The sequence below is a fragment of the Clavibacter davisi genome, assembly GCF_052751415.1.
Genome location: NZ_CP199882.1, coordinates 54,255 through 76,616, shown reverse-complemented (window position 1 = coordinate 76,616; position 22,362 = coordinate 54,255). Strand labels below are relative to the sequence as shown.

The following is a 22,362-nucleotide window of genomic DNA, read 5'->3' as shown; positions in this document are numbered from 1 at the left end:
CAACCGGCGGCCGCTCGGCCGCCCCGACCGAAGGACCCATCATGCGCACCATCTCGAAGTCCCTCCTGGGCCTCACCACCGCCGGCTTCCTCATCGTCGGCCTCGCCGCCTGCTCCACGCCGCCGCAGTCCGCGGACTCCGGCTCCTCGTCGAAGCCCGCCGCGACCGCGACGACCGAGGCGAACCCGACCGCTCTCGCCACGATCCCGAAGCTCACCGGCGTCGACACCAAGGTCACGCTCGACTCCGGCTTCACCGGCGCCCTCACGACCCTGGGCCTGACCCCCGGCGTCATCGGCACCGCGACCCTCGACGGCGCCACCGGCACCCTCGCGTTCCCCATCACCGGCGGCAACGTGAAGTACTTCGACCCGCAGCAGTCCTACCGCCCCTACGTCCAGGGCGAGATCGACCACTCCGGCTCCGGCATCAGCCTCACCGCCGGCTCGACCGTCGTGAAGCTCACCGACTTCGTCATCGACCCCGGCACCAGCCGCCTCACCGGCTCGGTCCAGGTCGGCGACGGCGAGGTCATGAAGGACGTCTACATCTTCAACCTCGACGGCACGACCCTGAAGCCCCTCGCGATGGAGGGCGACAAGGCCGTCCTCGAGGGCACCACGGTCAAGATCAGCCCCGACGCCGCATCGCTGCTGAACAGCACCTTCAAGACCGACGCCGTCACCGACAAGCTCGTCGTCGGCATCGCCAAGATCACCGTCAACACCAAGTAGCACCACCCCCGGGCTCGACCCCGGGAGCACCACCAGGAACGGCCCGGCCCACGACGCCGGGCCGTTCGTCGTGCGCCCGGCGCCCTGCGCGCGGCGCCCGGCCGCCGCGCGCAGGGAAGCCCCCTCGCATGCGCGGCGAGGGGGCCCCTGCCGGGCGACTCGGGTCCCGGTGCACGGACTTCGGAACGGAGCGGGGATCCGGCGGGGCGGCTGTCCGCCCGCGGCCCGTCCCCTCGCCGGAGGACGCGTGCGCATAACAGGAGAGCCCGATCAGCGTGCCATCCATGCACATCGGAGCTTCCCAGCCACCACCCCCATCGTGGATGCATGAGCATTCAACGAACTCCCGTGTCCCTGCTCGCGCGCGGCACCGCCGCGCTCGCTGGCGTCGTCGTCCTCGCCGGCTGCCAGGCTGCCGGATCCACCGCGGCCTCCGCCGACACCCCCACCGATGCCACCCCCGTCGTCGCCACCGCTCCCGCGGGATCCGGCGGCACCACGGCCGATCGCGCCGACTCCGACACGGAGGACGCCAACGCGGACGCCGTCTCGAAGCTGATCGCGGCCGCGTTCCCCGATCCGACCAGCGAGGCCGCTCAGTCCGCGGTCGTCGCGGCCGTGGCCCCCGACGCCACCTCGCACGGCTCGAAGGCGGGCCCCGGCGGCCTGCTCGACGAGTTCGTCCAGGCGCACGCCCGGGTGCCCGGCGCGAAGGCCGTCGTCAAGCACATCGGCGCCGACGGCGACCTCGTGGCCGTGCACTGGCAGATCACCGCGAACCCGGACGACGAGCGCACCGGCGAGGCCGCCATCGACCTGTTCCGCCTCGCCGGCGGCAAGGTCACCGAGCACTGGGCGTTCGACCAGCCGGTCCCGCAGGGCAAGCCCGCGAGCGGCAACACGAACACCATGTTCAGCGACCTCTACAAGGGCAAGGGCGGCAGCGCCGAGCCCACCGAGCAGCAGGAGGAGGCGAACCGGCAGCTGGCCGTGGGCGCCTACGACACCCTCTTCAAGGACCACGACCCGAGCGTGCTCGACCGCTCGTTCGACCCGGCGTACCTCCAGCACAACACCGTCGCGGCGAACGGCACTGCGGCGCTGAAGGCGTTCTTCTCCGGCGGCGCGCAGTTCCCGGCGCAGCAGTCGGTGGTCTCGATCTCCGACGGCGACCTGGTCTGGACCTTCTCGCAGACGGTCGGCGCGAAGGCGGACGACCCCTACCTGGCGGCGGACGTCTTCCGGGTGGACGACGGCCTCATCCGCGAGCACTGGGACGTCGTGCCCGCGAGCTGATCCGACGCACGACACGAGGAGGGGCGGCCCGACGGCCGCCCCTCCTCTCGCGTCCCGGGGGGTCAGCGCCCGGCGTCGTAGTGGGCCTTGACCTGCGTGGCCGTGAGCGCCGTCTTGTAGAGCGCGGCGAAGCGCATGCTGCCGGTGAAGTAGCCGCTGCCCGGGTTCGGCCAGCCCGACGTGTTGTCGTAGCCGATCCGCCAGTAGCCGGTGTTGCTCTCCGGGGCGGTGAACGCCGTGTTGCCGGCGACGCGCTGGCCGTCGAGGTAGAGCGTCATGCCCGTGCTCGGCGACATGGTCGACACCACGTGGTGCCAGGTGCCGTCGGCGACGTTGCCCGGGCTCGTGAGCGTCTGGTAGCCGTTGTTGTAGGTGCCGAAGACGAGCTGGCCGGTCGTGGAGACGTAGGTGTGGCGGTCGTACGCCGACGAGGATCCCGACGGGGAGTTGCCGAAGCCGATGAGCTTGCCGGCCTTCACCGACGTCGTGAACCAGACCTCGGTGCTGAAGGTCGCGGGGCCCTGCTGCATGAGGGAGTTGGTGAGCTGGCTCGTGGATCCGTTCAGCGTGTAGGCGCCGCCCGTGTCCCGTGAGCAGGCGATCGGGGAGCCCGAGGTGCTGACCATGCTGCCGCGGTAGGTGCCCGGGTAGGTGCCGGCCGCCGCGTCGACGGCGCGCGTGGATCCGCTCGCCTCGTTCAGCGGGTACGCGAAGACGGCGTTGGCCCGGTCGGCCGCGAACGCGCTCGAGCAGGTGAAGAACGCGGCGGACGACGCGGCGGTGTTGTTCGTGTTGGCGATCGCGGCGGTGTAGGCGCCGTTGGTGCCGGGTGCGAGCAGCAGCACCGCACCGAGGGCGACCGCGGAGACGGAGGCGGCGATCCCGGCGAGGCGCGGGGCGCGACGGGGTGGGAGGCGGGCGTCCGCGGCGGAGGCGGCGCGGCCGAGGAGGCGGGCGGCGACGCTCATGCGCGGCGCTCCTCCTCCGTCGGCAGGCCGACGATCAGCGTCCAGAGGAGGGGGACGGCGCAGAGGGCGAAGAAGACGACCCAGCCCCAGAGCGGGAGGTCGAGCGTGGACGAGATGTCGTGGAAGTGGCCCGCCTCGGCCGCCGGGGCGGTGATCGTGCTGACCGCGCCGGAGACGACGGAGGTGGCGGAGCCGCCCTCGGCCGCGACCCGGATGGGCAGCAGGCCGGTGTTGACGATGGTGGCGCGGACGTCGGAGCCGGCGGTCGCGGCGTCGAGCACGACGAGGCCGACGAACGGCTTCAGCAGGAAGACGGTGAAGGCGGCCACGAGGGATCCACCGAGCATGCGCATCGAGGCGCGGTGGGTGGGCGAGGCGATGAGGCGGGTGAGGATCATCACGATCACGAGGCCGGCGAGCATCAGCGGCAGGCCCTTCGCGAGCCAGCCGAAGCCGGGGAGGATCGTCGTGGCCTCGCCGATGAGGTGCTCCTGGTCGGTCTTCCACGGGTCCACGGCGCCGTTGATGTCGCCCTGGGTGGTGAGGCCGTCGGCGTCGACCGCGATGACGCGGTGTGTGTAGGTCTCGTCGGGCGCGGTGGAGGGGTGGAAGCTCACGATGTCGCCGGGCTCCACGTCCTCGACGAGGACCGGGGTGGTGAGCAGCAGCGTGCCGACGGGGGCCGTGGTGCCCATGGAGGGCGTCTGCACGACGAACCAGCGGCCGCCGGATGCCTGGAAGAGGAGCGTCGCGGCGACGAGGAGGGTGAGGAGGACGGTTACCGTCCACATCACGACGGTGCGGCGGCGGATGCGCGCGGCCCGGCGGGCGGCGCCGCGCGCGGGGAGGGCGGAGGAGGCGGGGTCGAGGTCCGCCTCCTCCACGATGGGGTCCCGCTCGACGGAGGCCGGCTCGGTGACGGCGGGCTCGAGGCGGGCGGGCGGGACGGGCGCCGGCTCGAGGAGGTCGAGTTCGACGGGCGCCAGCTCGAGGAGGTCCAGCTCGAGGAGGTCGAGCTCGAGGGCGTCGAGCGCGGAGACGGTCGTGGCAAGGGGAGCGGTCGCGGGGGCGGTCGCGCGGTCCTGGATGTCGGTCATGGGGCACCTCCCGGGTCAGGGGCTCATGGGGATGGGGCGCGCTGGGGATGCGCGGAAGGGCGGGGCCGCCGTGGCGGCCCCGCCGGGTCGAGCCGGTGCTAGCTGGCGAAGGTCCAGGTGAGGGGCAGCGAGGCGCCGAGGCCCTGGTGCGTGTTGCCGGCGGAGGAGTCGAGCGTGACGGCGAACGTGAAGTCGGTGCTGCCGTTCGCGGCGAGGGCGGTCAGCGTCTTGGCGGAGGAGCCGGCGAGGGTCGCGGCGGTGCCGGAGAAGACGGGCGCGGAGGTGCCGGCGGCCGTGATCACGACGTTGAGCTTGGAGCAGAAGTCGGTGGCGGAGCCGTTGACGGTGCCGTTCTTGGTCTGGGTGCACGCGGCGCCCGGGGTCAGCGTGAAGGTGGAGGCCTTCGAGGTGCCGACGTTCTTGATGCTCACGACGCTCGTGACCGTCTGGCCGGGGACCATCGTGGTCGAGCCGCCGAACTTGTTGATGGTGGAGCAGGTGGCGGCGTTGGAGTCGACGCCGGTCGCCGCGCTCGTGCTGAGGCAGGTGACGGTGGGGGCGCCGTTGGCGCCGGCCTGCGACTCCTGCATGACGAGCGAGCCGGAGGCCGCCGTGTTGGTGTCGTTGGTGATGGAGGCGACGAAGCCCGACAGCGTGCCGGACATCGAGACGGAGAGGAGGACGGCGGCGGCGACGCCGGTCGCGATGGCGAGGGGGGCGAAGCGGACGCGCTTGATCTTGGCGGCGGGGGCGATGTGGTTCGACATGTTCGTGGCTCCTGGGTTCGGAAGGGGTGAGGGGCTGGGTGAGCCCCCGGTCTGAAGATCGTTGACTCGCTTTGCAAGTAACTCGAATGTACAGCTACTTGGATTCCGTGCAATCCCCCCACTGCGAGGGACATCCCCTTCGCGGAGCGGATGACCCCCCTCCGTCGCGTTACAGTCGCTGGACCGCACTCGGATCCGCCCGGATCCCCGACTCAGGGACACCGCCCATGACCCCGGAGAGAACCGCTCCGCGCCGCCGCGACGCCGCGGCCGTGGACGCGCTCGCGAACGCGCTGCACATGGTCGAGACGGCGCAGCGGCAGCTGCGCACGCGCATCGCCCAGGACGTGGGCATGAACACCACCGACCTGACCGTGATCAGCCTGGTCGGCGACCTCGGCCGCATCACGCCGAAGCTGCTCGCCGCCGAGATCTCCATGGGCACGGGCGCGGTGACCGCCGTGATCGACCGGCTGGTGGTCGCGGGGCTCCTCGGCCGCGTGCCCAATCCGCGGGACCGGCGCAGCGTCTTCCTCGAGCTCACCGACACCGGCCGCGCCAAGCTCGCGCGCGTGGCCGCGGACTACCGCGCGGCAGCCGAGGTGGCCCTGCGGGCGTCGCCGGGGCTCGGATCCGAGGAGACGGCGGAGGACATCGCGCGCGCGGCGATCGCGATGACGGCGCACACGATGGACGGGCCGGACGCGGCGGGGACCGCGTGAGCGCTGCGGCGGGAGCGGGCGCGGGCGTTGCGGCGAGCGCGGCCGCGGGCGAGGGCTGCCAGGTCGTGCTCGTGGACGGCAGCGGGCGCATCCTCCTGCAGCTGCGCGACGACATCCCGACCATCCCGTTCCCCGGCATGTGGGCGCTGCCCGGCGGGATGCTCGAGCCGCCCGAGACGCCGCTCGCGTGCATCGTGCGGGAGGCCGAGGAGGAGCTGGGTGCGCGGATCCCGGTCGCCGAGGTCACGCACCTGATGACGCGGACGCGGTCCTACGGCGTCGAGCACACGTTCACGGCCAGGCTCCACGTGCCGGCGGAGGACATCGCGCTCACCGAGGGGCAGCGCGTGGCGTGGTTCCCCGTGGCCGAGGCGGTCGGCATGGAGCTGGCCTACGAGGACGCGGACGTGCTGCGGGAGGTCGCGGGGCTGCTGCCGCGCGGGTGAGGGCGGCGCGTGCGGCGGGTCGCCGGTCAGGCGTCGGCGGCCCGGTCCGCGTCGAGGATCCCGCGGAGGTGCGCGGCGTCGGCCCGGTAGAGCACGGCCTCGTCGCGGAGGTGCGGCTTGCCGAGCTCGTCGGCCTTGGCGAGCGACATCTCAGCGAGGTCATGGAGGCGCAGCATGGCGACGCGGATCACGTCGGTCCAGGTCGCGTCGGATCCGTACGCCTCGAGGAGCAGGGCCACCCGGCGGCGCGCGTCGTCCATGGCGGGCGCGCCCTCCGGGGTGGATCCGGTGAGCGGTACCGCGCGCGTCGCGAGGTACGCGATGTCCCAGATGCGCGGGCCGGGCGAGCACATGTCGACGTCGATCACGCCGATGAGTCGGCCGTCGGCGAAGACCAGGTTGTGCGGCGCGAAGTCGTTGTGGCAGATGACCTCGCTCGGCACCTTGACCTCCGACTGCCAGACGGCGCCGCCGAGGAAGAAGCCGACGCTCGCGTCGTGCAGCTCGCGGAGGCGGCGGCCGGCCTGGACGAGCACGTCGTCGGACCAGATCCAGTCGGGCAGCGGGTAGACGGGCACGACGCCGTCGAGGAAGGTGAGCCGCTCGCGGCCGCCCTCGACGCCGAGCGGCTCGGGGATCCCGTCGACGCCCGCGAGCGCGAGGTGCCGCAGGTAGCGGTGCACGGTCGGGGTCCACGGGCCGGCGTCGCGGAGGACGGTGTCGCCCTCGCGCTCGACGCGGTTCATGTTGCCGCCTTCGAGGGGTCCGTCCATCGGGCCAGCGTAGGGCGGGCCGGGCGGCGGCACGACCCCGGCGGGACACGTGCACGGGCTAGGTTGCGAGCATGAGCACCACCGCGCCCGCCGCCGTCGCCGGACCCGACCCCGCCGCCCCTCCCCGCCGACGCGTCGCCGCGTGGGCGCTCTGGGACTGGGGATCCGCGGCCTTCAACGCGGTCGTCACCACCTTCGTCTTCAGCACGTACCTCGCCAGCAGCCTGTTCGTGGATCCCGCGATCGTGGCCGCCGCGGGCGACGACGACCGGAACCCGGCGCTCGTCGCGGCGAAGGCCGACACGTCCGGCGTGATCTCGCTGGCGCTCACTCTCGCCGGGCTCCTCATCGCCCTGCTCGCGCCGGTGCTCGGGCAGCGCTCCGACGGATCCGGGCGCCGACGCCTCTGGCTCGGGATCAACACGGGCATCGTCGTGCTCGCGATGCTCGGCATGGTGTTCGTGGAGCCGGTGCCGTCGTACCTGTGGCTCGGCGCCGTGCTGCTCGCCACCGGGAACGTGTTCTTCGAGTTCGCGAGCGTGAACTACAACGCGATGCTCGTGCAGGTGAGCACGCCGCGCACCGTCGGCCGCGTGTCCGGCCTCGGCTGGGGCATGGGCTACGTGGGCGGCATCGTGCTGCTCGCGCTCCTGCTCGGCCTCTTCCTCTTCGACTTCGGGACGCCCGGCGCGTCCGGCCTCCTCGGCCTGCCGTCGGGGGCTGCGGGCGGGGCGCTCGACGTGCGCGTCGCGATCCTCGTGGCCGCGATCTGGTGCGCGGTGTTCTCGATCCCCGTGCTCGTGGGCGTGCCCGAGATCCCGGCGGCGCCGGGGCGCAAGCGGCAGGGCATCCTCGCGTCGTACGGCACGCTGTTCCGCCGGATCGCCGAGCTCTACCGCGAGTCACCGCGCGTCATCGTGTTCCTCGTCGCCAGCGCCGTGTTCCGCGACGGGCTCGCGGCGGTGTTCACGTTCGGGGCGATCATCGCGGCCCAGGTCTTCGGCTTCTCGACCACGGAGGTGCTGCTGTTCGGCGTCGCGGCCAACGTGGTCGCGGGCATCGGCACGTTCGCGGCGGGCTGGTTCGACGACCGGTTCGGCGCGAAGCCCGTCATCGTGGTCTCGCTCGTCTGCCTCATCGTCGGCGGATCCGCGGTGCTCGCCGTCGGCGACGCCAAGGCCGGCTTCTGGGCGACCGGCCTCTTCCTCTGCCTGTTCGTGGGCCCGGTGCAGTCGTCGAGCCGCACGTTCCTCGCGCGCATCTCCCCCGCCGGCCGCGAGGGCGAGATGTTCGGCCTCTACACGACCACCGGCCGCGCGGTCTCGTTCCTCGCGCCGGGCCTGTTCGGCATCGCGGTGGCCATCACGGGCGACACGCGCTTCGGGATCATCGGCATCGTGATCGTGCTCGCCGCGGGGCTGGTGCTGATGACGCGGGTGCGCGGGGCGGATGCGCGGGTGGCGTGACCCGGTCCCCGCAGGAGGGGCGGGCCTCCACCTCCGGATGCGCGGATCCACCGCGGGCCCGTAGCGTGGAGGCCGCTCTAGCCGAGGGAGGACCCGCATGCCACGCCGCCTGATCCTGGTCGCCGCCGCGCTGTCCGTCGCCGCGTTGACCTCGTGCAGCACGACCACCGACGACCGCCCGCCCGAGCCCAGCCGCTCGCCGCAGGACGTCGCGGACGAGCTGTCCGCGTCGATGCGGCAGAGCGGGCGGGCGGAGTACGGCGGGCTGGCCGGGCCGGGGGATCAGCCGCAGTCCTCGGCCATCCAGATCACCGGCGACCGCAGGGGTCTGGCGATATACGCGCTGTGCTCCGGCGCCGAGGGGGACGCGACCGTGCGGATCGCGGACGGCGAACCGGTGACCATGGCGTGCGGCACCGGGCAGGTCCAGGTCCTCGACCCCGAGGTGGACGTGGTCGGCTCGCGCCTCACCCTGTCCGTGGAGGGCGCACCCACGGGATCGCTCTGGGCGATCGCCGCGGGCGCACCCGACGCCGGATAGACCGCCCCAGCGGTCGGCGCGGCGCAACGGATCAGTCGAGCGACCCGCCGCCCACCTTCACGTCGGTCGCGTTCGCGAGCGTCGCGCGGACGACCGCGGTGAGGGCCGTCGCGAGCTGGTCCATGCGCATGTAGGGGCGGTCGGTGCCGATCGCCTCCTCCGTGGAGTACGGGATGTGGACGAAGCCGCCGCGGGTGCCGGGGCGGTCGCGCAGCTCGTGCATCAGCAGGTAGAAGACGTGATTGCAGGTGTAGGTGCCGGCGGTCTGCGAGACGACCGCGGGGATCCCCTTCGTGCGCACGGCCGCGACCGCCGCCTTGATCGGCAGGGTGCTGAAGTACGCAGCCGGGCCGCCGTCGACGACCGGCTCGTCGATGGGCTGGAAGCCCGTGTTGTCGGGGATGCGGGCGTCGTCGACGTTGATCGCGATGCGCTCCACCTCGAGCGTCTCGATGCCGCCGGCGAGGCCCACGGAGATCACGACGTCCGGATCCACCTCGGCGAGCGCCGCCCGCAGCGCGTCGTCCACCTTCGCGAAGTCGACCGGCAGCTGGCGCACCTGGATCTCGGCGTCGCCGTCCCAGCGGTCGCGCACCTCCTGCACGGCCGTCCACGACGGGTTGCTGGCGTCGCCGTCGAAGGGCTCGAATCCGGTGAGGAGGACGGTGGTCATGCGGGGGCTCCTGACGGATCGGCGGAGGAAGGGCGGGATCCACGCTACGCCCCGCGCCGACCGGAGGCCGATCCACCGTGGGACCGATCCCGGCCGCTAGCTTCGGGACATGATCTCCAACTCCGGCGCCGGGATCGGCATCGTCCTCTACGTCCTCGTGATCCTCGCCCTCGTGGTGCTGTCGATCGTCGCGACCGTCGTGCTCATCCGGCTCGCGCTCGTGGCGCGGCGGACGCTCCTCGTCACGACCTCGCTGCAGGAGGCCCGGCTCGAGCTCATCCGCGAGTAGACCGCGCGGCTCCAGGCCGACGACGACGGCGACGCCGACGGGAACGGCGGGCCGTACGCGCCCGGGTCCGGTCCCGTCGGTCCGGCGGCCTGAGCGTGGGCGGCGACAGCATCCTGATGCCGACCGCGTACGACGTCTTCGGGTCGGGCGTGCTGCTCGTGTTCGTCGCGCTGCTCGTGCTCGTGGCGGTGGCGCTCATCGTGATCATCCGGGTCGCGCTCGCCGGCCGGCGCACGCTCGCCGCGACCGCCGCGCTCGGCGAGGCGCGCCTCGAGCTGGCGCGCGAGCGGACGGCGCGGCTGCGCGCGGGGCTGCCGGACGCGCCGGGTGCCGGGGGCGGGGATCCCGCGGCCTGACCGGCGCCGCGACCGGCCTACGCCTGCGAGGGCTGCCCGTTGCTCGCCGTGGTGCCGCCGTCGACGGGCAGGATCGCGCCCGTGATGAACGAGGCGTCGTCGCTCGCGAGGAACGCGATCGCCGCCGCCACCTCGTCGGCCTCGCCGCCGCGGCCGAGGGAGATGCGCTTGGCGAACTCGGCCTTCAGCTCCTCGTCGTCCTCCTTGCCGGCGACCAGCTCGGTCCAGATGAGGCCCGGCGCGACCGCGTTCACGCGCACGCCGTCGACGCCGTGGTCGAGCGCGGTGGCGCGCGTGAAGTTGCTCACGCCGCCCTTCGCGGCGTTGTACGCGCTCATGTGGTGGTCCGCCGCCATGCCCGACACCGACGAGACGTTGACGATGGATCCGCGCGTCGCCACCAGATGCGGGAGCGCCGCGCGGGTGCCGTAGAAGACGCCCGAGAGGTCGGTGTCGATGACGCGGTGCCACTCCTCGTCGGTGATGTCGGCGATGGGGCCGGACTGGAACGTGCCGGCGTTGTTGACGAGCACGTCGAGGCGGCCGTGCGCCTCGAGCGCGGCGGCGACCGCGCGGTCGGCGTCGGCCGAGACGGCGGCGTCCGCGACCAGCGCGGTGGCGCTGCCGTCGGGCAGCGAGTCGGCGACCGCGCGGATCTTGTCCTCGACGCTGTCGGTGATCACGACCTTGGCGCCCTCGGCGACGAAGCGGCGGGCCGTGGCCTCGCCGATGCCCGAACCTGCGCCCGTGATGATGACGACCTTGCCGTCGAAGCGTCCAGCCATGGTGATCCTCCTGAGGGTTCGCGGGGACGACGGGCGACGTCGCCGTGAGGCGCGCGCACCGCCGTCGGGAGCATCCAGCCGACTCCCCGCGGGCGCCTCCGTCAAGGACCGTGGAGGCGATTCCGAGGCGCCGGGCGGCAGGGGCGGACCGACCGCTCGACGCCCCCGCTCGTCGCCCCCGCTCGTCCGGCGGCGTAGTGTAGTACGGTCCCCGCGACCCGGGAACCTCGGAGGAAGCGGGCGTTTAGTTGTGTCAGTGCAACTACTATCGCGGATCCTCGAGGGGGCCCTCCTCCCCGACTCCGTGGTCGTGGTGACGTCGAGGGACGACCTGGACGGGGCCCTCGCCGACGACGAGCGGGAGGCCGTCGCGACGGCGCTCCCGGGCCGTCGCGCGGAGTTCGTGACCGGTCGCGTGCTCGCGCGCCAGGCGCTCGCGGCACTGGGCATCCGGGGCGCATCGATCCCCGTCGCGCGGAGCGGAGCGCCGGTGTGGCCGTCCGGGGTCGTCGGCAGCATCACGCACTGCGTCGGGCTCCGCGCGTGCGCCGTGGGGCGACGCGACGAGCACGCCGGGATCGGCATCGACGCGACACCCGCCCGGCCCCTGCCCGGCGGCGTGCTGGCGCGCGTGGCGGATCTCGGCGGCGCACGCGTCGCCGCGGGCCTGGAGGCGCTCCGCGCGGCCGGTGTCGGGAGCCCGGACAGCGTGCTGTTCGCCGCCGCCGAGGCCGTCGCGAAGGCGCGGACGTCGGCGCACGGCGGCTGGTACGGCATCGACGGCGCGCACGTCGTGCTCCACCCGGACGGCTCCTTCGCGGTCCGCGCACGCCGCGGACCGGCGTTCACCGGGACCGGGCGGTGGACGGTGGCCGACGGCATGGCGCTGGCGGGCATCACGCTCGACGAGAACTGAAGCCGGAGCGCAGGAGCGCTCCGGGACGAACGAGGAGAGGACGAACACCATGGGGACTGAGCAACTGGAGAACGAGCACGACGACACGTCGGTCGAGGCGATATTCCAGCAGCACGCCGAGCGGACGGCACTGCGGGAGCGCTCCGGGCCGGACATCACCGACACGAGCTTCCGGGAGCTGTGGGACCGGGCGAGCGCGCTGGCCGCGGCGCTCGGGGAGACCGTGTCCGCCGGCGACCGCATCGCGGTGCTCGGCAGCGCGACCGCGGACGCCATCACCCTCGACCTGGCCACGTGGATCCTCGGCGCGGTGAGCGTGCCCCTGCAGGCGAGCGCGCCCGCCGGGGCCCTGCGCGCCATCGTCGAGGAGACGGAGCCGGCCTGGATCGCGGCCACCGTCGAGCAGGGCGCGATGGCCCGGGCGGTCGCCGGGGCATCGGGCGACGGCGTACGGACGATGCTGCTCGACACGGGCGCCGACACCGGCGCCGACACCGACGCCGACGTGACGCTCGACGGCCTCGTCGCCCGGGGCGCCGCCCTGCCGCGCGTCAGCCCGTGGCACCCCGCGCCCGGCGAGGACCCGCTCGCGCTCCTGCTCTACACGTCCGGCAGCACCGGCACGCCGAAGGGCGCGATGTACACGCGCTCCATGGTCGAGCGGCTGTGGCACGCCATCCCGTCCGCCCCCGCCGGCGACGCATCCACGGCCGCGGACCTCGCGGACGGCATCGTCGGGTACGCGTACCTCCCCCTGAGCCACCTCACCGGCCGCCTCGCCCTGCTCGCCACGCTCGGCCGCGGCGGCACGGTCGCGCTCGCGACCTCGACCGACCTGTCGACGCTCTTCGACGACCTCCGCGCCTTCACGCCGACCGAGTTCGTCTTCGTGCCGCGCGTCGCGGAGATGGTCCGGCAGGAGGGCGAGCGCGAGGAGCAGCGGCGGCTCGCCGCGGGCGACGCGGACCCGGATGCGGTCCGCGCCGCCGTGCAGGCCGACCTGCGCGTCCGCGCGTTCGGCGGCCGCGTCGGCGACGCCATCTGCACCAGCGCCCCGCTGACGCCCGCGCTCCGCACCTACGTCGAGGAGTGCCTCGGGATCACGCTGCACGACATGTACGGGTCGACCGAGGCCGGCGGCATCCTCCGCGACGGGGTCGTCCAGCAGCCTCCCGTCACCGAGCACAAGCTCGTCGACGTCCCCGAGCTCGGGTACCGCACCACCGACCTCCCGTACCCGCGGGGCGAGCTGCTCGTCAAGAGCGCCGCCGCGATGGCCGGGTACTTCCGCCGGCCGGACGTCACCGCGGCGGTGTTCGACGAGGACGGCTTCTACCGGACCGGCGACGTCATGGCCCGGACCGCCCCCGACACCTACGAGTACGTCGACCGCCGGAACAACGTGCTCAAGCTGTCGCAGGGCGAGTTCGTCGCGGTGGCCTCCCTCGAGGCGACGTACGGCGGGACGCCCGAGGTGCACCAGATCGCGCTGCACGGCGACAGCCGGCACGCGTTCCTCGTCGCGGTCGTCGTGCCGGCGACCGAGGGGGCGTCGGAGCGCGACATCCTCGCCGCGCTCCAGCGCACAGCCCGCGAGCACGACCTCGCCCCCTACGAGGTGCCCCGCGGCGTGATCGTCGAGCCGCGGCCGTTCACGGTCGAGGACGGCATGCTCTCCGACGCCGGCAAGCTCCTGCGCCTGCGCCTCACGCAGCGGTACGGCGAGCGCTTCGCCGCGCTCTACGACGCGCTGGCGGAGCAGCAGACCGGCACGCTGGTGGCCGCCCTCCGCGAGCGCCCCGACGACGAGCCGACGGTCGACACGGTGGTGCGCGCCGCCCTGCAGCTCCTCGGGGCCGAGGCGTCCCCCGCGACCGCCGCCGCGGCCCGGTTCTCGGACCTCGGCGGGGACTCGCTGTCCGCGCTGACGTTCTCCGGGATCCTCGAGGACGTGTTCGAGACCGAGGTGCCCGTCGGCGTCATCACCGACCCGACCAACGACCTCGCCGCCGTCGCCGCGTTCGTGGAGCGCTCCGCCTCCGACGACCGGCCGACCGTGACCCGCGTGCACGGCGCCGGCGCCTCCACCCTCCGCGCGAGCGACCTCCGTCTCGACCGGATGCTCGGCGGCATCCCGATCCCGGTCCCCCGGGCGTCGGCCACCACGCCGGGATCCCGGACCGTCCTGCTCACCGGCGCGAACGGCTACCTCGGCCGGTTCCTGGCCATCGACTGGCTCGAGCGCCTCGCCCCGACGGGCGGCACGCTCGTGTGCATCGTGCGCGGCGCCGACGACGCCGACGCCCGGCGCCGCCTCGACACCGCGTTCGCCGCCGATCCCGCGTTCGCCCGGCGCTTCGCCGAGCTGGCGGGCTCGCTCGAGGTGCGGGCCGGCGACGTCAGCGAGCACCGCCTCGGCCTCGACGAGGAGCGGTGGACGGACCTGGCCGCCCGCGTCGACCTCGTCGCGCACGCGGCGGCCCTCGTGAACCACGTGCTCCCGTACCCGGCGCTGTTCGGCCCGAACGTCGTCGGCACCGCCGAGGCGATCCGGCTGGCGATCGCCGCCGGCAGCGTGCCCGTGACGTTCGTGTCGAGCGTCGCCGTCGCGGGCGGCGCCCGGCCGAGCGCCACGGCCGACGCCGCCCCGTCGGCACCCGGCGCGCTCGACGAGGACGCCGACATCCGCGCCACGATCCCCGAGTGGGCCGTCGGCGACGAGTACGCCAACGGGTACGGCGCGAGCAAGTGGGCGAGCGAGGTGCTGCTCCGCGAGGCGCACGAGCACCACGGCGTCCCCGTTGCCGTGTTCCGCTCCGACATGATCCTGGCGCACCCGCGCTGGCGCGGCCAGGTGAACCTCCCCGACGTCTTCACCCGGCTGATGTGGAGCGTGCTCACCACCGGGCTCGCCCCGGCCTCGTTCGTGCGGCGCGGCCCCGACGGCGAGCGGCAGCCGTCCCACTACGACGGCCTGCCCGCCGACTTCACGGCCGCGGCGATCGACGCGATCGGCGCCGCGCTCACCGAGGGGCACCGCACGTTCAACGTCGTGAACCCCCACGACGACGGCGTCTCGCTCGACACCTTCGTCGACTGGCTCCGCGAGGACGGCCACGACATCGAGCGCGTGGACGACCACGCGGAGTGGGTCGCCCGGTTCCGCGCGGCGCTGGCCGCGCTGCCCGACGCGGACCGCGCCCGGTCGGTCCTGCCGCTGATGCACGCGTTCGCCGCCCCCGAGGAGCCGCACGCCGGCTCCGCGATCCCCGCCGAGGCCTTCGCCGCGGCCGTCCGCGAGGTGCGCCCGCTCGGGGAGCCGGAGATCCCGTCGCTCGACCGCGCGCTCATCGCCAAGGTGGCGGACGATCTCGCGTTCCTGGGGCTGCTCGCGCCGGCGCGGGTGGCCGCGCGGTGACGCTCGCGACGTGACCCGATCCCGAGGCGGGACGCACACGGAGGGGCCGGCAGCGATGCGCTGCGGGCCCCTCCGTGCGTGTCGGGGCCGGTGACGGCGGGCGGCGACGGCCACCGGATCCGCCGTCCCGAGAGAAGATACACGCCGGTAACACGAGGGAAACGGCCGCGATACGGGGCAGAACCACACTGGATCGAAATACCTATCGCTCGATAGATACTCCGACCGGGCAACCGGATCTCCGGCGCATCCGCAGCACCGCGCCCTCGTGAGAGGCCAGAAGATTGAGCACCCCGCACACCCCCTCGCCGGCGGCGGCACCCGCCGTGGCCCCCGCCCCCGTCGTCCCGTCCGGCCACGCCCGGGACACCGCGGCTCGCGCTGATCACGCCCCGTCGGGCTACGCGCAGGAGCTCCATCGGGGCGTCGGCCCCTTCTCGTCCTTCGCGGCCGGGTTCTCCTTCGTGTCGATCCTCACAACCGTGTTCCAGCTGTTCGGGCTCGGCTTCGGCCTCGGCGGCGCCGCGTTCTTCTGGGCGTGGCCGGTGGTCTTCGTCGGGCAGCTGCTCGTGGCCCTCAACTTCGCGCAGCTCGCGGCCTCCTGGCCCATCTCCGGCGCGATCTTCCAGTGGTCGAGCCGGCTCGCCGGCACCACGTTCGGGTGGTTCACCGGCTGGACCATGATCGTCGGCCAGATCCTCACGGTCGCCGTCGCGGCCATCGCGGTGCAGGCCGTGCTGCCGTCCATCTGGGCCGGGTTCCAGATCGTCGGCGGCCCGGACGCGGATCCGTCGGTCGCCTCCCCCACGGGCGCGGCGAACGCCGTGCTGCTCGGGATCCTCCTGCTCGCCGTCACCACGGTCGTCAACATCCTGAGCGTGCGGCTCATGGCGCGCGTGACCACGGCGGGCGTGCTGATCGAGATCGTCGGCGTGGTCGTGCTCGTCGCGGTGCTCTTCCTCCTCCCGCAGCGCGGACCCGAGGTCGTGCTCACGACCGCCGGCCGCACGGGCGACGAGCCGTACGTCTTCGCGTGGCTCGCGTCCTCCCTCATGGCCGCGTACGTGATGGTCGGCTTCGACTCCGCGGGCGAGCTCGCCGAGGAGACGCACAGCCCGCGGAAGACGACGCCGCGCACCATCGTGCGGGCGCTGGTGGTCTCCGGGCTCGGCGGGGCGCTCCTCATCGTGGGCGCGCTGGTCGCGGCGCCGAGCGTCACCGACGGGCAGCTCGCCACGAAGGGCCTCGCCTGGGTCATCACCTCGGCCGCGGGCGAGGTGGGCGGACGCCTGCTGCTGTGCGCGGTGGCGGTCGCGGTGTTCGCGTGCACGCTCGCGGTGCAGACGTCGGGCACGCGGATGATGTACTCGATGGCGCGCGAGAAGGCCCTGCCGTTCCACCGCCAGCTCGCCCGCGTGTCGCCGCGCACCGGCACGCCCGTGCTCACCTCGGTGGTCGTCGGAGCGGGCGCGGTCCTCGCGCTGGTGGTCAACGCCGGGCAGTCCGCCATCTTCACGGCCCTCTCGAGCCTCTGCATCGCGATGCTCTACCTCGCGTACCTCGGCGTCACCGGGCCGCTGCTGGTGGCCCGGATCCGCGGGCGCTTCCCGCAGGGCGGCGTCGACGAGGACGGGAAGCCGCTGTTCACGCTCGGCCGCTGGGGCATCCCGCTCAACGTCGTGGCCGTGCTCTTCCAGGCCGGCATGGCCGTGAACCTGATCTGGCCGCGCGCCGAGATCTACGACCTCACGGGCGGGTCGTGGTGGTTGCAGTACAGCGCGCTCCTCTTCATCGGCGCGACGCTGCTCGTCGGCTGGGGGTACCACGCGTGGCGGCACCGCTCCGACGGGCCCATCGAGCTCCGGGACGTGCCGACGACCGCCGCGATCCCGGTCGTCCAGCCGGCGGGAGCGGCGATCCGATGAGGGACGCGCGCACGACCGACAGCGTCACCGCCTCCCGGGACGACGCCCGCGCGCAGGCCGCCCTCCGGAGCGACTGGATGCCGTACGTCCCCGCCTCCTCGTCGCCGTTCGCGCCCGCGGGCGTGGATCCGGCCGACCTCACCTGGGCCGAGACCGTCGCGCCCGGCGGGTACGCGCACCGCGTGCTCGCGCGCGGATCCCGCCTCCGGTTCGACGACCCCACGGGCGACGCCTGCGCGCACCTGCTGCTCTACGACGCGGAGGCGCCCGGCGAGCGGCTGAACGTCGCCGACACCGTGAAGATCCCGTGGCAGGCGTACCTCGGCGAGGGCTCCCCGCTGCTGAGCGGCGACGGGCGGATCCTCGCGAGCATCGTGGAGGACACCTCCGGCCACCACGACGCCCTCTGCGGCACCTCGACCGACGCGCTCAACGAGCGGCGCTACGGATCCGGCGCGCCCGAGGGCCCCACGCCGAGCGGCCGGTCGCTCCTCGTGAAGGCCGCCGCGAAGCACGGGCTCACGCGGCGCGACCTGCCGCCCGGCGTCTCCTTCTTCCAGGGCGTGCGCGTGGAGGAGGACGGCGCGCTGCGGCCCATCGGATCCGCCGGGCCCGGCACCCACGTGACCCTCGTGGCCGAGATGCCGCTGCTGGTGCTCGTCGCGAACGTGCCGCACCCGCTCGACCCGCGGCCCGCCCACGTGGTGGGGCCGCTGCGGATCCACGCCTGGCGCGGCGCCCCCACCGGGCCCGACGACGCGCGCTTCCACGCGACGCCCGAGCTCACCCGCGCCTACCTCAACTCCATCGACCGCTGCGAAGCGAGAGGGAACCGATGACCCCGACCGTCACCTCCACCGTCCCCACCGGCGCCGTGCACGCGCCCGACGCCGTGCTCGACTGGGGCGCGTCGCTCGTGCCGGGCCGCGTGGTGCGCGACGACCGGGTGGCGCCGCTCGCGCCCTGGTCGGCCGTCGTGCGCGCCGGACAGGTGCTGACCATCGTCGACGTGGGCGGCAACCAGTCCGCCGACTTCCTCGTCTACGACGCCGACGATCCCGAGGAGCGGTACAGCGTGCCCGACACGATCGTGGCGCAGGGCAACGCGTACCTCGGCACCGGATCCGTGCTCATGTCGAGCGAGGGCCGGCCGCTGATGACCGTGGTCGGCAACGAGATCGACCGCCAGGACACCCTCGGCGGCGCCTGCTCGAAGGAGTCGAACACGCTCCGCTACGGGCACCACACCGCGCACCAGCACGCCTGCCGGGAGAACTTCCTCACGGAGGGCGCGCGGCACGGGCTGGGCGCGCGCGACATCGTGTCGAACGTCAACTGGTTCATGAACGTGCCGGTCGAGGCCGACGGCGCCCTCGGGATCGTCGACGGGATGAGCGCGCCCGGGAAGCGGGTGGCCGTGCGGGCGGAGCGGGACGTGCTGGTGATCGTCTCCAACTGCCCGCAGATGAACAACCCGTGCAACGACTTCAGCTGCACGCCGCTGCGGATGATCGTGGTGGAGCCGTGAGCGCCGCCGAGCACAGCGCCGCCGAGCGCCGGGCGCTCGACCTCGACACCGTGCTCGTCGCGAACCGCGGCGAGATCGCGTGCCGCGTGATCCGCACCGCGAAGGCCATGGGGATGCGCACGGTCGCGGTCTTCTCCGACGCCGACCGGGCCGCTCCCCACGTGCGCGAGGCCGACGAGGCCGTGCGCCTCGGGCCGGCCGCGCCGCGCGAGTCGTACCTGCGCATCGACGCGATCATCGAGGCGGCCCGGGCGACCGGCGCCGGCCTCGTCCATCCCGGCTACGGGTTCCTCAGCGAGAACCTGGAGTTCGCGTCGGCCTGCGAGGAGGCGGGGATCCGGTTCGTCGGGCCGACCGCCGACCAGATCCTCGCGTTCGGCGCCAAGCACACCGCGCGCGAGCTCGCCGAGGCCGCGGGCGTGCCGATGCTCGCGGGCACCGGCCTCCTCGCCGACGCCGACGAGGCCGTGCGCGAGGCCGCGCGCGTCGGCCTGCCCGTGATGCTCAAGGCCACGGGCGGCGGCGGCGGCATCGGCATGCAGGCCTGCGCGACGCCCGAGGAGGTGCGCGAGGCGTACGGCCGGGTGACGCGGCTCGCGGAGTCGGCGTTCGGATCCACCGGCATCTTCCTCGAGCGCCTCGTGCGCCCGGCCCGCCACGTGGAGGTGCAGCTCGTGGGCGACGGCGCGGGCCGCGTGGCCGTGATCGGCGACCGCGACTGCTCGCTCCAGCGCCGCAACCAGAAGGTCATCGAGGAGGCGCCCGCCCCCGCCCTGCCCGACCGCGTGCGCGCCCAGCTGCACGCCTCGGCCCGCGCGCTCGCGGAGTCGGTCTCCTACCGCAGCGCCGGCACGGTCGAGTTCGTCTACGACCCGGTGCGCGAGGAGGCCGCGTTCCTCGAGGTGAACACGCGCCTGCAGGTCGAGCACCCCGTCACCGAGGAGGTGCACGGCGTCGACCTCGTGGAGCTGATGCTGCGGCTCGCCCGCGACGGCGCCTCGGGCCTGCCCGACGACCTCTTCACCCGCGAGTGGATCCCGCAGGGCCACGCCGTCGAGGCCCGCGTGTACGCGGAGGACCCGGCCAAGGGATCGCTGCCGTCGAGCGGACTCGTGACGCAGGCCGTGCTGCCGGCCGGCGCCGGGATCCGCGTCGACGGCTGGATCGAGACCGGCCTCGAGGTCTCCGCGTTCTACGACCCGCTGCTCGCGAAGGTCATCGCCACGGGCGAGACCCGCGACGACGCGCTCGACCTCCTCGGCGAGGCGCTCGACGGCACGCGGATCGACGGCATCGTCACGAACACCGGCCTCCTCCGTGCGCTCACCGACGACCTCGAGCTGCGCACGGCCACGCACTCCACCTCCACGCTCGACGTGACGGACGACCCGGCGCCGCGCATCGACGTCGTCTCCCCCGGCACCATGACGACCGTGCAGGACCTGCCCGGCCGGCTCGGCCACTGGCAGGTGGGCGTGCCGCCGAGCGGCCCGTTCGATCCGGTGTCGCTCGCGGAGGCCAACGCCGCGGTCGGCAACCCGGAGGGCGCGCCGGGGCTCGAGATCACGGCCGACGGCCCGGTGCTGCGGTTCTCGACGGCGTCCGTGGTCGCCGTCACGGGCGCGCCCGCGCCGGTCACGGTCGACGGCGAGCCCGCCGCCATGTGGGAGCCGATCGAGGTCGCCGCCGGGCAGACGCTCGCGATCGGCCGCGCCGACGGGCCCGGGCTCCGCCTGTTCCTCGCCGTGCGCGGCGGGATCGACGTGCCCTCGTACCTCGGATCCGCGTCCACCTTCACGCTCGGCCGCTTCGGCGGGCACGCCGGTCGGGCGCTGCTCGCGGGCGACGTGCTGCGGCCCGGATCCCCCGACTCCGACGCCGAGCACCCCGCGTTCCCCGCGGGTGCGCGCCTCGGGCTGATCGGCGGCCCGACGCCCGCGCACCGGCGGCCGGCGCTGACCTCCACGTGGGAGATCGCCGTCACCGAGGGCCCGCACGCGGCGCCCGGCTTCTTCACTCGCGACGACATCGACGTGCTGTACGCCACCGACTACGGCGTGCACCACAACTCGGCGCGCACCGGGATCCGGCTCATCGGCCCGCGGCCCGGCTGGGCGCGCGAGGACGGCGGCGAGGCGGGGCTGCACCCGTCGAACATCCACGACACCCCATACGCGGTGGGGGCCATCGACTTCACGGGCGACACCCCGATCATCCTCGGCCCCGACGGCCCGTCCCTCGGCGGCTTCGTCTGCCCGGCGGTGGTCGCGAGCGGCGAGCTGTGGAAGCTCGGCCAGCTGCGGCCGGGCGACACCGTGCGGTTCGTGCCCGTGAAGGAGGCCGACGCGGCGGCGCTCGTCGACGCGCGCGCCTCGCTCACGGTGATCCGCACGGGCGGCGACGGCGACGACGGCGTGATCGGCCGGCTGGAGGCCACCGACGCGCGCCCGTCCGTCGCGTACCGGCGCGACGGCGACGATGACGTGCTCGTGGAGTACGGCGACATGACCCTCGACATCGCGCTCCGGATGCGCGTGCACGCGCTCATGACCCGGCTCCAGGAGGAGCGGCCCGCGGGCGTGCTGGAGCTGACGCCGGGGATCCGCTCGCTGCAGGTGCGCACGGATCCGCGCGTGCTGAAGGCCACGGCCGTCGCGGGCCTGCTCCGGGAGCTGGAGGACGAGATCCCGCCGACGGACCAGCTCGTCGTGCCGTCGCGCACCGTCCGGCTCCCCCTCTCCTGGGATGACCCGGCGACGCGCCTCGCCATCGAGCGCTACATGGCGGGCGTCCGCGACGACGCGCCCTGGACGCCGTGGAACATCGAGTTCATCCGCCGGATCAACGGCCTCGACTCGGTCGACGACGTCTACCGCACGGTCTTCGACGCCAGCTACCTCGTGCTCGGCCTCGGCGACGTGTACCTCGGCGCGCCCGTGGCCACGCCGCTGGATCCGCGCCACCGCCTGGTGACCACGAAGTACAACCCCGCGCGCACCTGGACCGCCGAGAACTCGGTCGGCATCGGCGGCGCGTACCTCTGCGTCTACGGGATGGAGGGGCCGGGCGGGTACCAGTTCGTCGGCCGCACGGTGCAGATCTGGAACCGCTTCCGCCGCGGCGGGCTCTTCCAGGAGCACCCCTGGGCGCTGCGCTTCTTCGACCGGATCGAGTGGTACCCCGTGGGCGCCGAGGAGCTGCTCGAGCTCCGGGCCGAGACGGACGCGGGCCGCGGCGACTTCGCCACGGAGGACGGCGAGTTCTCCATCGCCGACCACCACGCGTTCCTCGCCGCGAACGACGCCTCGATCCGCTCCTTCCGCGAGACGCAGACGCGCGCGTTCGAGGAGGAGAAGGCGCGCTGGCGCCTCTCCGGCGAATTCGACGTGCGCGACGAGCCGGTCGTCGCGACGCCGGACGAGGTCCCGGTGCCGGCGGGCGCGACCGCGGTCACGGCGCCGTTCACCTCGACCGTCTGGCGGGTGGACGTGCGCCCCGGCGACGACGTGTCCGCGGGCGACGCGGTGCTCGCGGTGGAGGCGATGAAGATGGAGTCCGTGGTGGGCGCGCCGGTCGCGGGGCGCGTGCTGGAGATCCGCATCGCGCCCGGCGAGCAGGTCGCGCCCGGGCAGGTGCTCGCGGTGATCGGGGCGGCGTGATCC

Annotated in this window: 20 protein-coding genes; 14 read left to right on the top strand and 6 right to left on the bottom strand. The window is 74.0% G+C overall.

All coding sequences use genetic code 11. From position 1 onward, the window contains the following. Nucleotides 1-41 precede the first annotated feature (41 nt). On the top strand, nucleotides 42-734 hold the full coding sequence (locus tag ACU4ZT_RS00350) for a hypothetical protein (RefSeq protein WP_445337573.1): 693 nt from the start codon (nucleotides 42-44) through the stop codon (nucleotides 732-734). A 327-nt stretch (nucleotides 735-1,061) separates the two neighbouring features. Next, a complete protein-coding gene (locus ACU4ZT_RS00345) occupies nucleotides 1,062-2,030 on the top strand; it encodes a nuclear transport factor 2 family protein (RefSeq protein WP_063070864.1) in 969 nt (322 codons plus the stop codon). 62 nt (nucleotides 2,031-2,092) lie between these two features. Here ACU4ZT_RS00345 and ACU4ZT_RS00340 read toward each other — a convergent pair whose 3' ends face one another. From ACU4ZT_RS00340 to ACU4ZT_RS00330, 3 genes are all read right to left on the bottom strand, one after another. Further along, nucleotides 2,093-2,998: a LamG domain-containing protein gene (locus tag ACU4ZT_RS00340; RefSeq protein WP_445337572.1), complete on the bottom strand. Its 906-nt coding sequence runs from the start codon at nucleotides 2,996-2,998 to the stop codon at nucleotides 2,093-2,095. Beyond that, entirely contained in the window at nucleotides 2,995-4,095 is a 1,101-nt protein-coding gene (locus ACU4ZT_RS00335; RefSeq protein ID WP_445337571.1) for a S26 family signal peptidase, read from the bottom strand. Before ACU4ZT_RS00335 ends, ACU4ZT_RS00340 begins: the two co-directional genes overlap by 4 nt. Nucleotides 4,096-4,193: 98 nt before the next feature. Beyond that, the gene (locus tag ACU4ZT_RS00330) at nucleotides 4,194-4,862 is read right to left on the bottom strand and encodes a hypothetical protein (protein ID WP_063070866.1); all 669 of its coding nucleotides are present in this window, start codon (nucleotides 4,860-4,862) and stop codon (nucleotides 4,194-4,196) included. Between the two features lie 227 nt (nucleotides 4,863-5,089). Here ACU4ZT_RS00330 and ACU4ZT_RS00325 point away from each other — a divergent pair, with 227 nt between their 5' ends. Together ACU4ZT_RS00325 and ACU4ZT_RS00320 are read left to right on the top strand one after the other, a co-directional pair. Further along, a complete protein-coding gene (locus ACU4ZT_RS00325) occupies nucleotides 5,090-5,584 on the top strand; it encodes a MarR family winged helix-turn-helix transcriptional regulator (protein ID WP_063070867.1) in 495 nt (164 codons plus the stop codon). Continuing rightward, a complete protein-coding gene (locus ACU4ZT_RS00320; RefSeq protein WP_445337570.1) occupies nucleotides 5,581-6,030 on the top strand; it encodes an NUDIX hydrolase in 450 nt (149 codons plus the stop codon). The genes ACU4ZT_RS00325 and ACU4ZT_RS00320 overlap by 4 nt, the downstream gene beginning before the upstream one ends. A 26-nt stretch (nucleotides 6,031-6,056) precedes the next feature. Here the strand turns inward: ACU4ZT_RS00320 and ACU4ZT_RS00315 are convergent, their stop codons facing one another. Then, nucleotides 6,057-6,803, bottom strand: coding sequence for a phosphotransferase (locus tag ACU4ZT_RS00315; protein ID WP_445337569.1), 747 nt, complete (start codon nucleotides 6,801-6,803; stop codon nucleotides 6,057-6,059). Nucleotides 6,804-6,874: 71 nt separating this feature from the next. Here ACU4ZT_RS00315 and ACU4ZT_RS00310 point away from each other — a divergent pair, with 71 nt between their 5' ends. Both ACU4ZT_RS00310 and ACU4ZT_RS00305 read left to right on the top strand, forming a co-directional pair. Further along, a complete protein-coding gene (locus tag ACU4ZT_RS00310; RefSeq protein ID WP_445337568.1) occupies nucleotides 6,875-8,269 on the top strand; it encodes an MFS transporter in 1,395 nt (464 codons plus the stop codon). Nucleotides 8,270-8,366: 97 nt separating this feature from the next. Further along, nucleotides 8,367-8,810: a hypothetical protein gene (locus ACU4ZT_RS00305; RefSeq protein WP_445337567.1), complete on the top strand. Its 444-nt coding sequence runs from the start codon at nucleotides 8,367-8,369 to the stop codon at nucleotides 8,808-8,810. 31 nt (nucleotides 8,811-8,841) lie between these two features. Here ACU4ZT_RS00305 and pcp read toward each other — a convergent pair whose 3' ends face one another. Further along, entirely contained in the window at nucleotides 8,842-9,483 is a 642-nt protein-coding gene (pcp, locus tag ACU4ZT_RS00300) for a pyroglutamyl-peptidase I (RefSeq protein ID WP_445337566.1), read from the bottom strand. A gap of 109 nt (nucleotides 9,484-9,592) precedes the next feature. Here pcp and ACU4ZT_RS00295 point away from each other — a divergent pair, with 109 nt between their 5' ends. Then, on the top strand, nucleotides 9,593-9,772 hold the full coding sequence (locus tag ACU4ZT_RS00295; protein WP_445337565.1) for a hypothetical protein: 180 nt from the start codon (nucleotides 9,593-9,595) through the stop codon (nucleotides 9,770-9,772). A gap of 116 nt (nucleotides 9,773-9,888) precedes the next feature. Then, the gene (locus ACU4ZT_RS00290) at nucleotides 9,889-10,128 is read left to right on the top strand and encodes a hypothetical protein (RefSeq protein WP_063071027.1); all 240 of its coding nucleotides are present in this window, start codon (nucleotides 9,889-9,891) and stop codon (nucleotides 10,126-10,128) included. A gap of 17 nt (nucleotides 10,129-10,145) precedes the next feature. Here ACU4ZT_RS00290 and ACU4ZT_RS00285 read toward each other — a convergent pair whose 3' ends face one another. Next, nucleotides 10,146-10,913, bottom strand: coding sequence for a meso-2,3-butanediol dehydrogenase (locus tag ACU4ZT_RS00285; protein ID WP_445337564.1), 768 nt, complete (start codon nucleotides 10,911-10,913; stop codon nucleotides 10,146-10,148). Between the two features lie 256 nt (nucleotides 10,914-11,169). On the opposite strand from ACU4ZT_RS00285, the gene ACU4ZT_RS00280 reads away from it, so the two are divergent. From ACU4ZT_RS00280 to uca, 6 genes are all read left to right on the top strand, one after another. Continuing rightward, nucleotides 11,170-11,829, top strand: a complete 660-nt coding sequence (locus ACU4ZT_RS00280) for a 4'-phosphopantetheinyl transferase family protein (RefSeq protein ID WP_254654466.1) — start codon at nucleotides 11,170-11,172, stop codon at nucleotides 11,827-11,829. Between the two features lie 49 nt (nucleotides 11,830-11,878). Further along, nucleotides 11,879-15,247, top strand: coding sequence for a carboxylic acid reductase (gene car, locus ACU4ZT_RS00275; RefSeq protein ID WP_445337563.1), 3,369 nt, complete (start codon nucleotides 11,879-11,881; stop codon nucleotides 15,245-15,247). 326 nt (nucleotides 15,248-15,573) lie between these two features. Beyond that, on the top strand, nucleotides 15,574-17,172 hold the full coding sequence (locus ACU4ZT_RS00270; protein ID WP_445337562.1) for an APC family permease: 1,599 nt from the start codon (nucleotides 15,574-15,576) through the stop codon (nucleotides 17,170-17,172). Further along, a complete protein-coding gene (locus tag ACU4ZT_RS00265; protein WP_270980917.1) occupies nucleotides 17,169-18,011 on the top strand; it encodes an urea amidolyase associated protein UAAP1 in 843 nt (280 codons plus the stop codon). The genes ACU4ZT_RS00270 and ACU4ZT_RS00265 overlap by 4 nt, the downstream gene beginning before the upstream one ends. After that, a complete protein-coding gene (locus ACU4ZT_RS00260) occupies nucleotides 18,008-18,700 on the top strand; it encodes an urea amidolyase associated protein UAAP2 (protein WP_063070877.1) in 693 nt (230 codons plus the stop codon). The genes ACU4ZT_RS00265 and ACU4ZT_RS00260 overlap by 4 nt, the downstream gene beginning before the upstream one ends. Beyond that, nucleotides 18,697-22,359 carry an urea carboxylase gene (uca, locus tag ACU4ZT_RS00255; protein ID WP_445337561.1) on the top strand — a complete coding sequence of 1,221 codons (3,663 nt, stop codon included), beginning with the start codon at nucleotides 18,697-18,699 and terminating at the stop codon, nucleotides 22,357-22,359. Before ACU4ZT_RS00260 ends, uca begins: the two co-directional genes overlap by 4 nt. The last annotated feature ends 3 nt before the right edge of the window (nucleotides 22,360-22,362 follow it).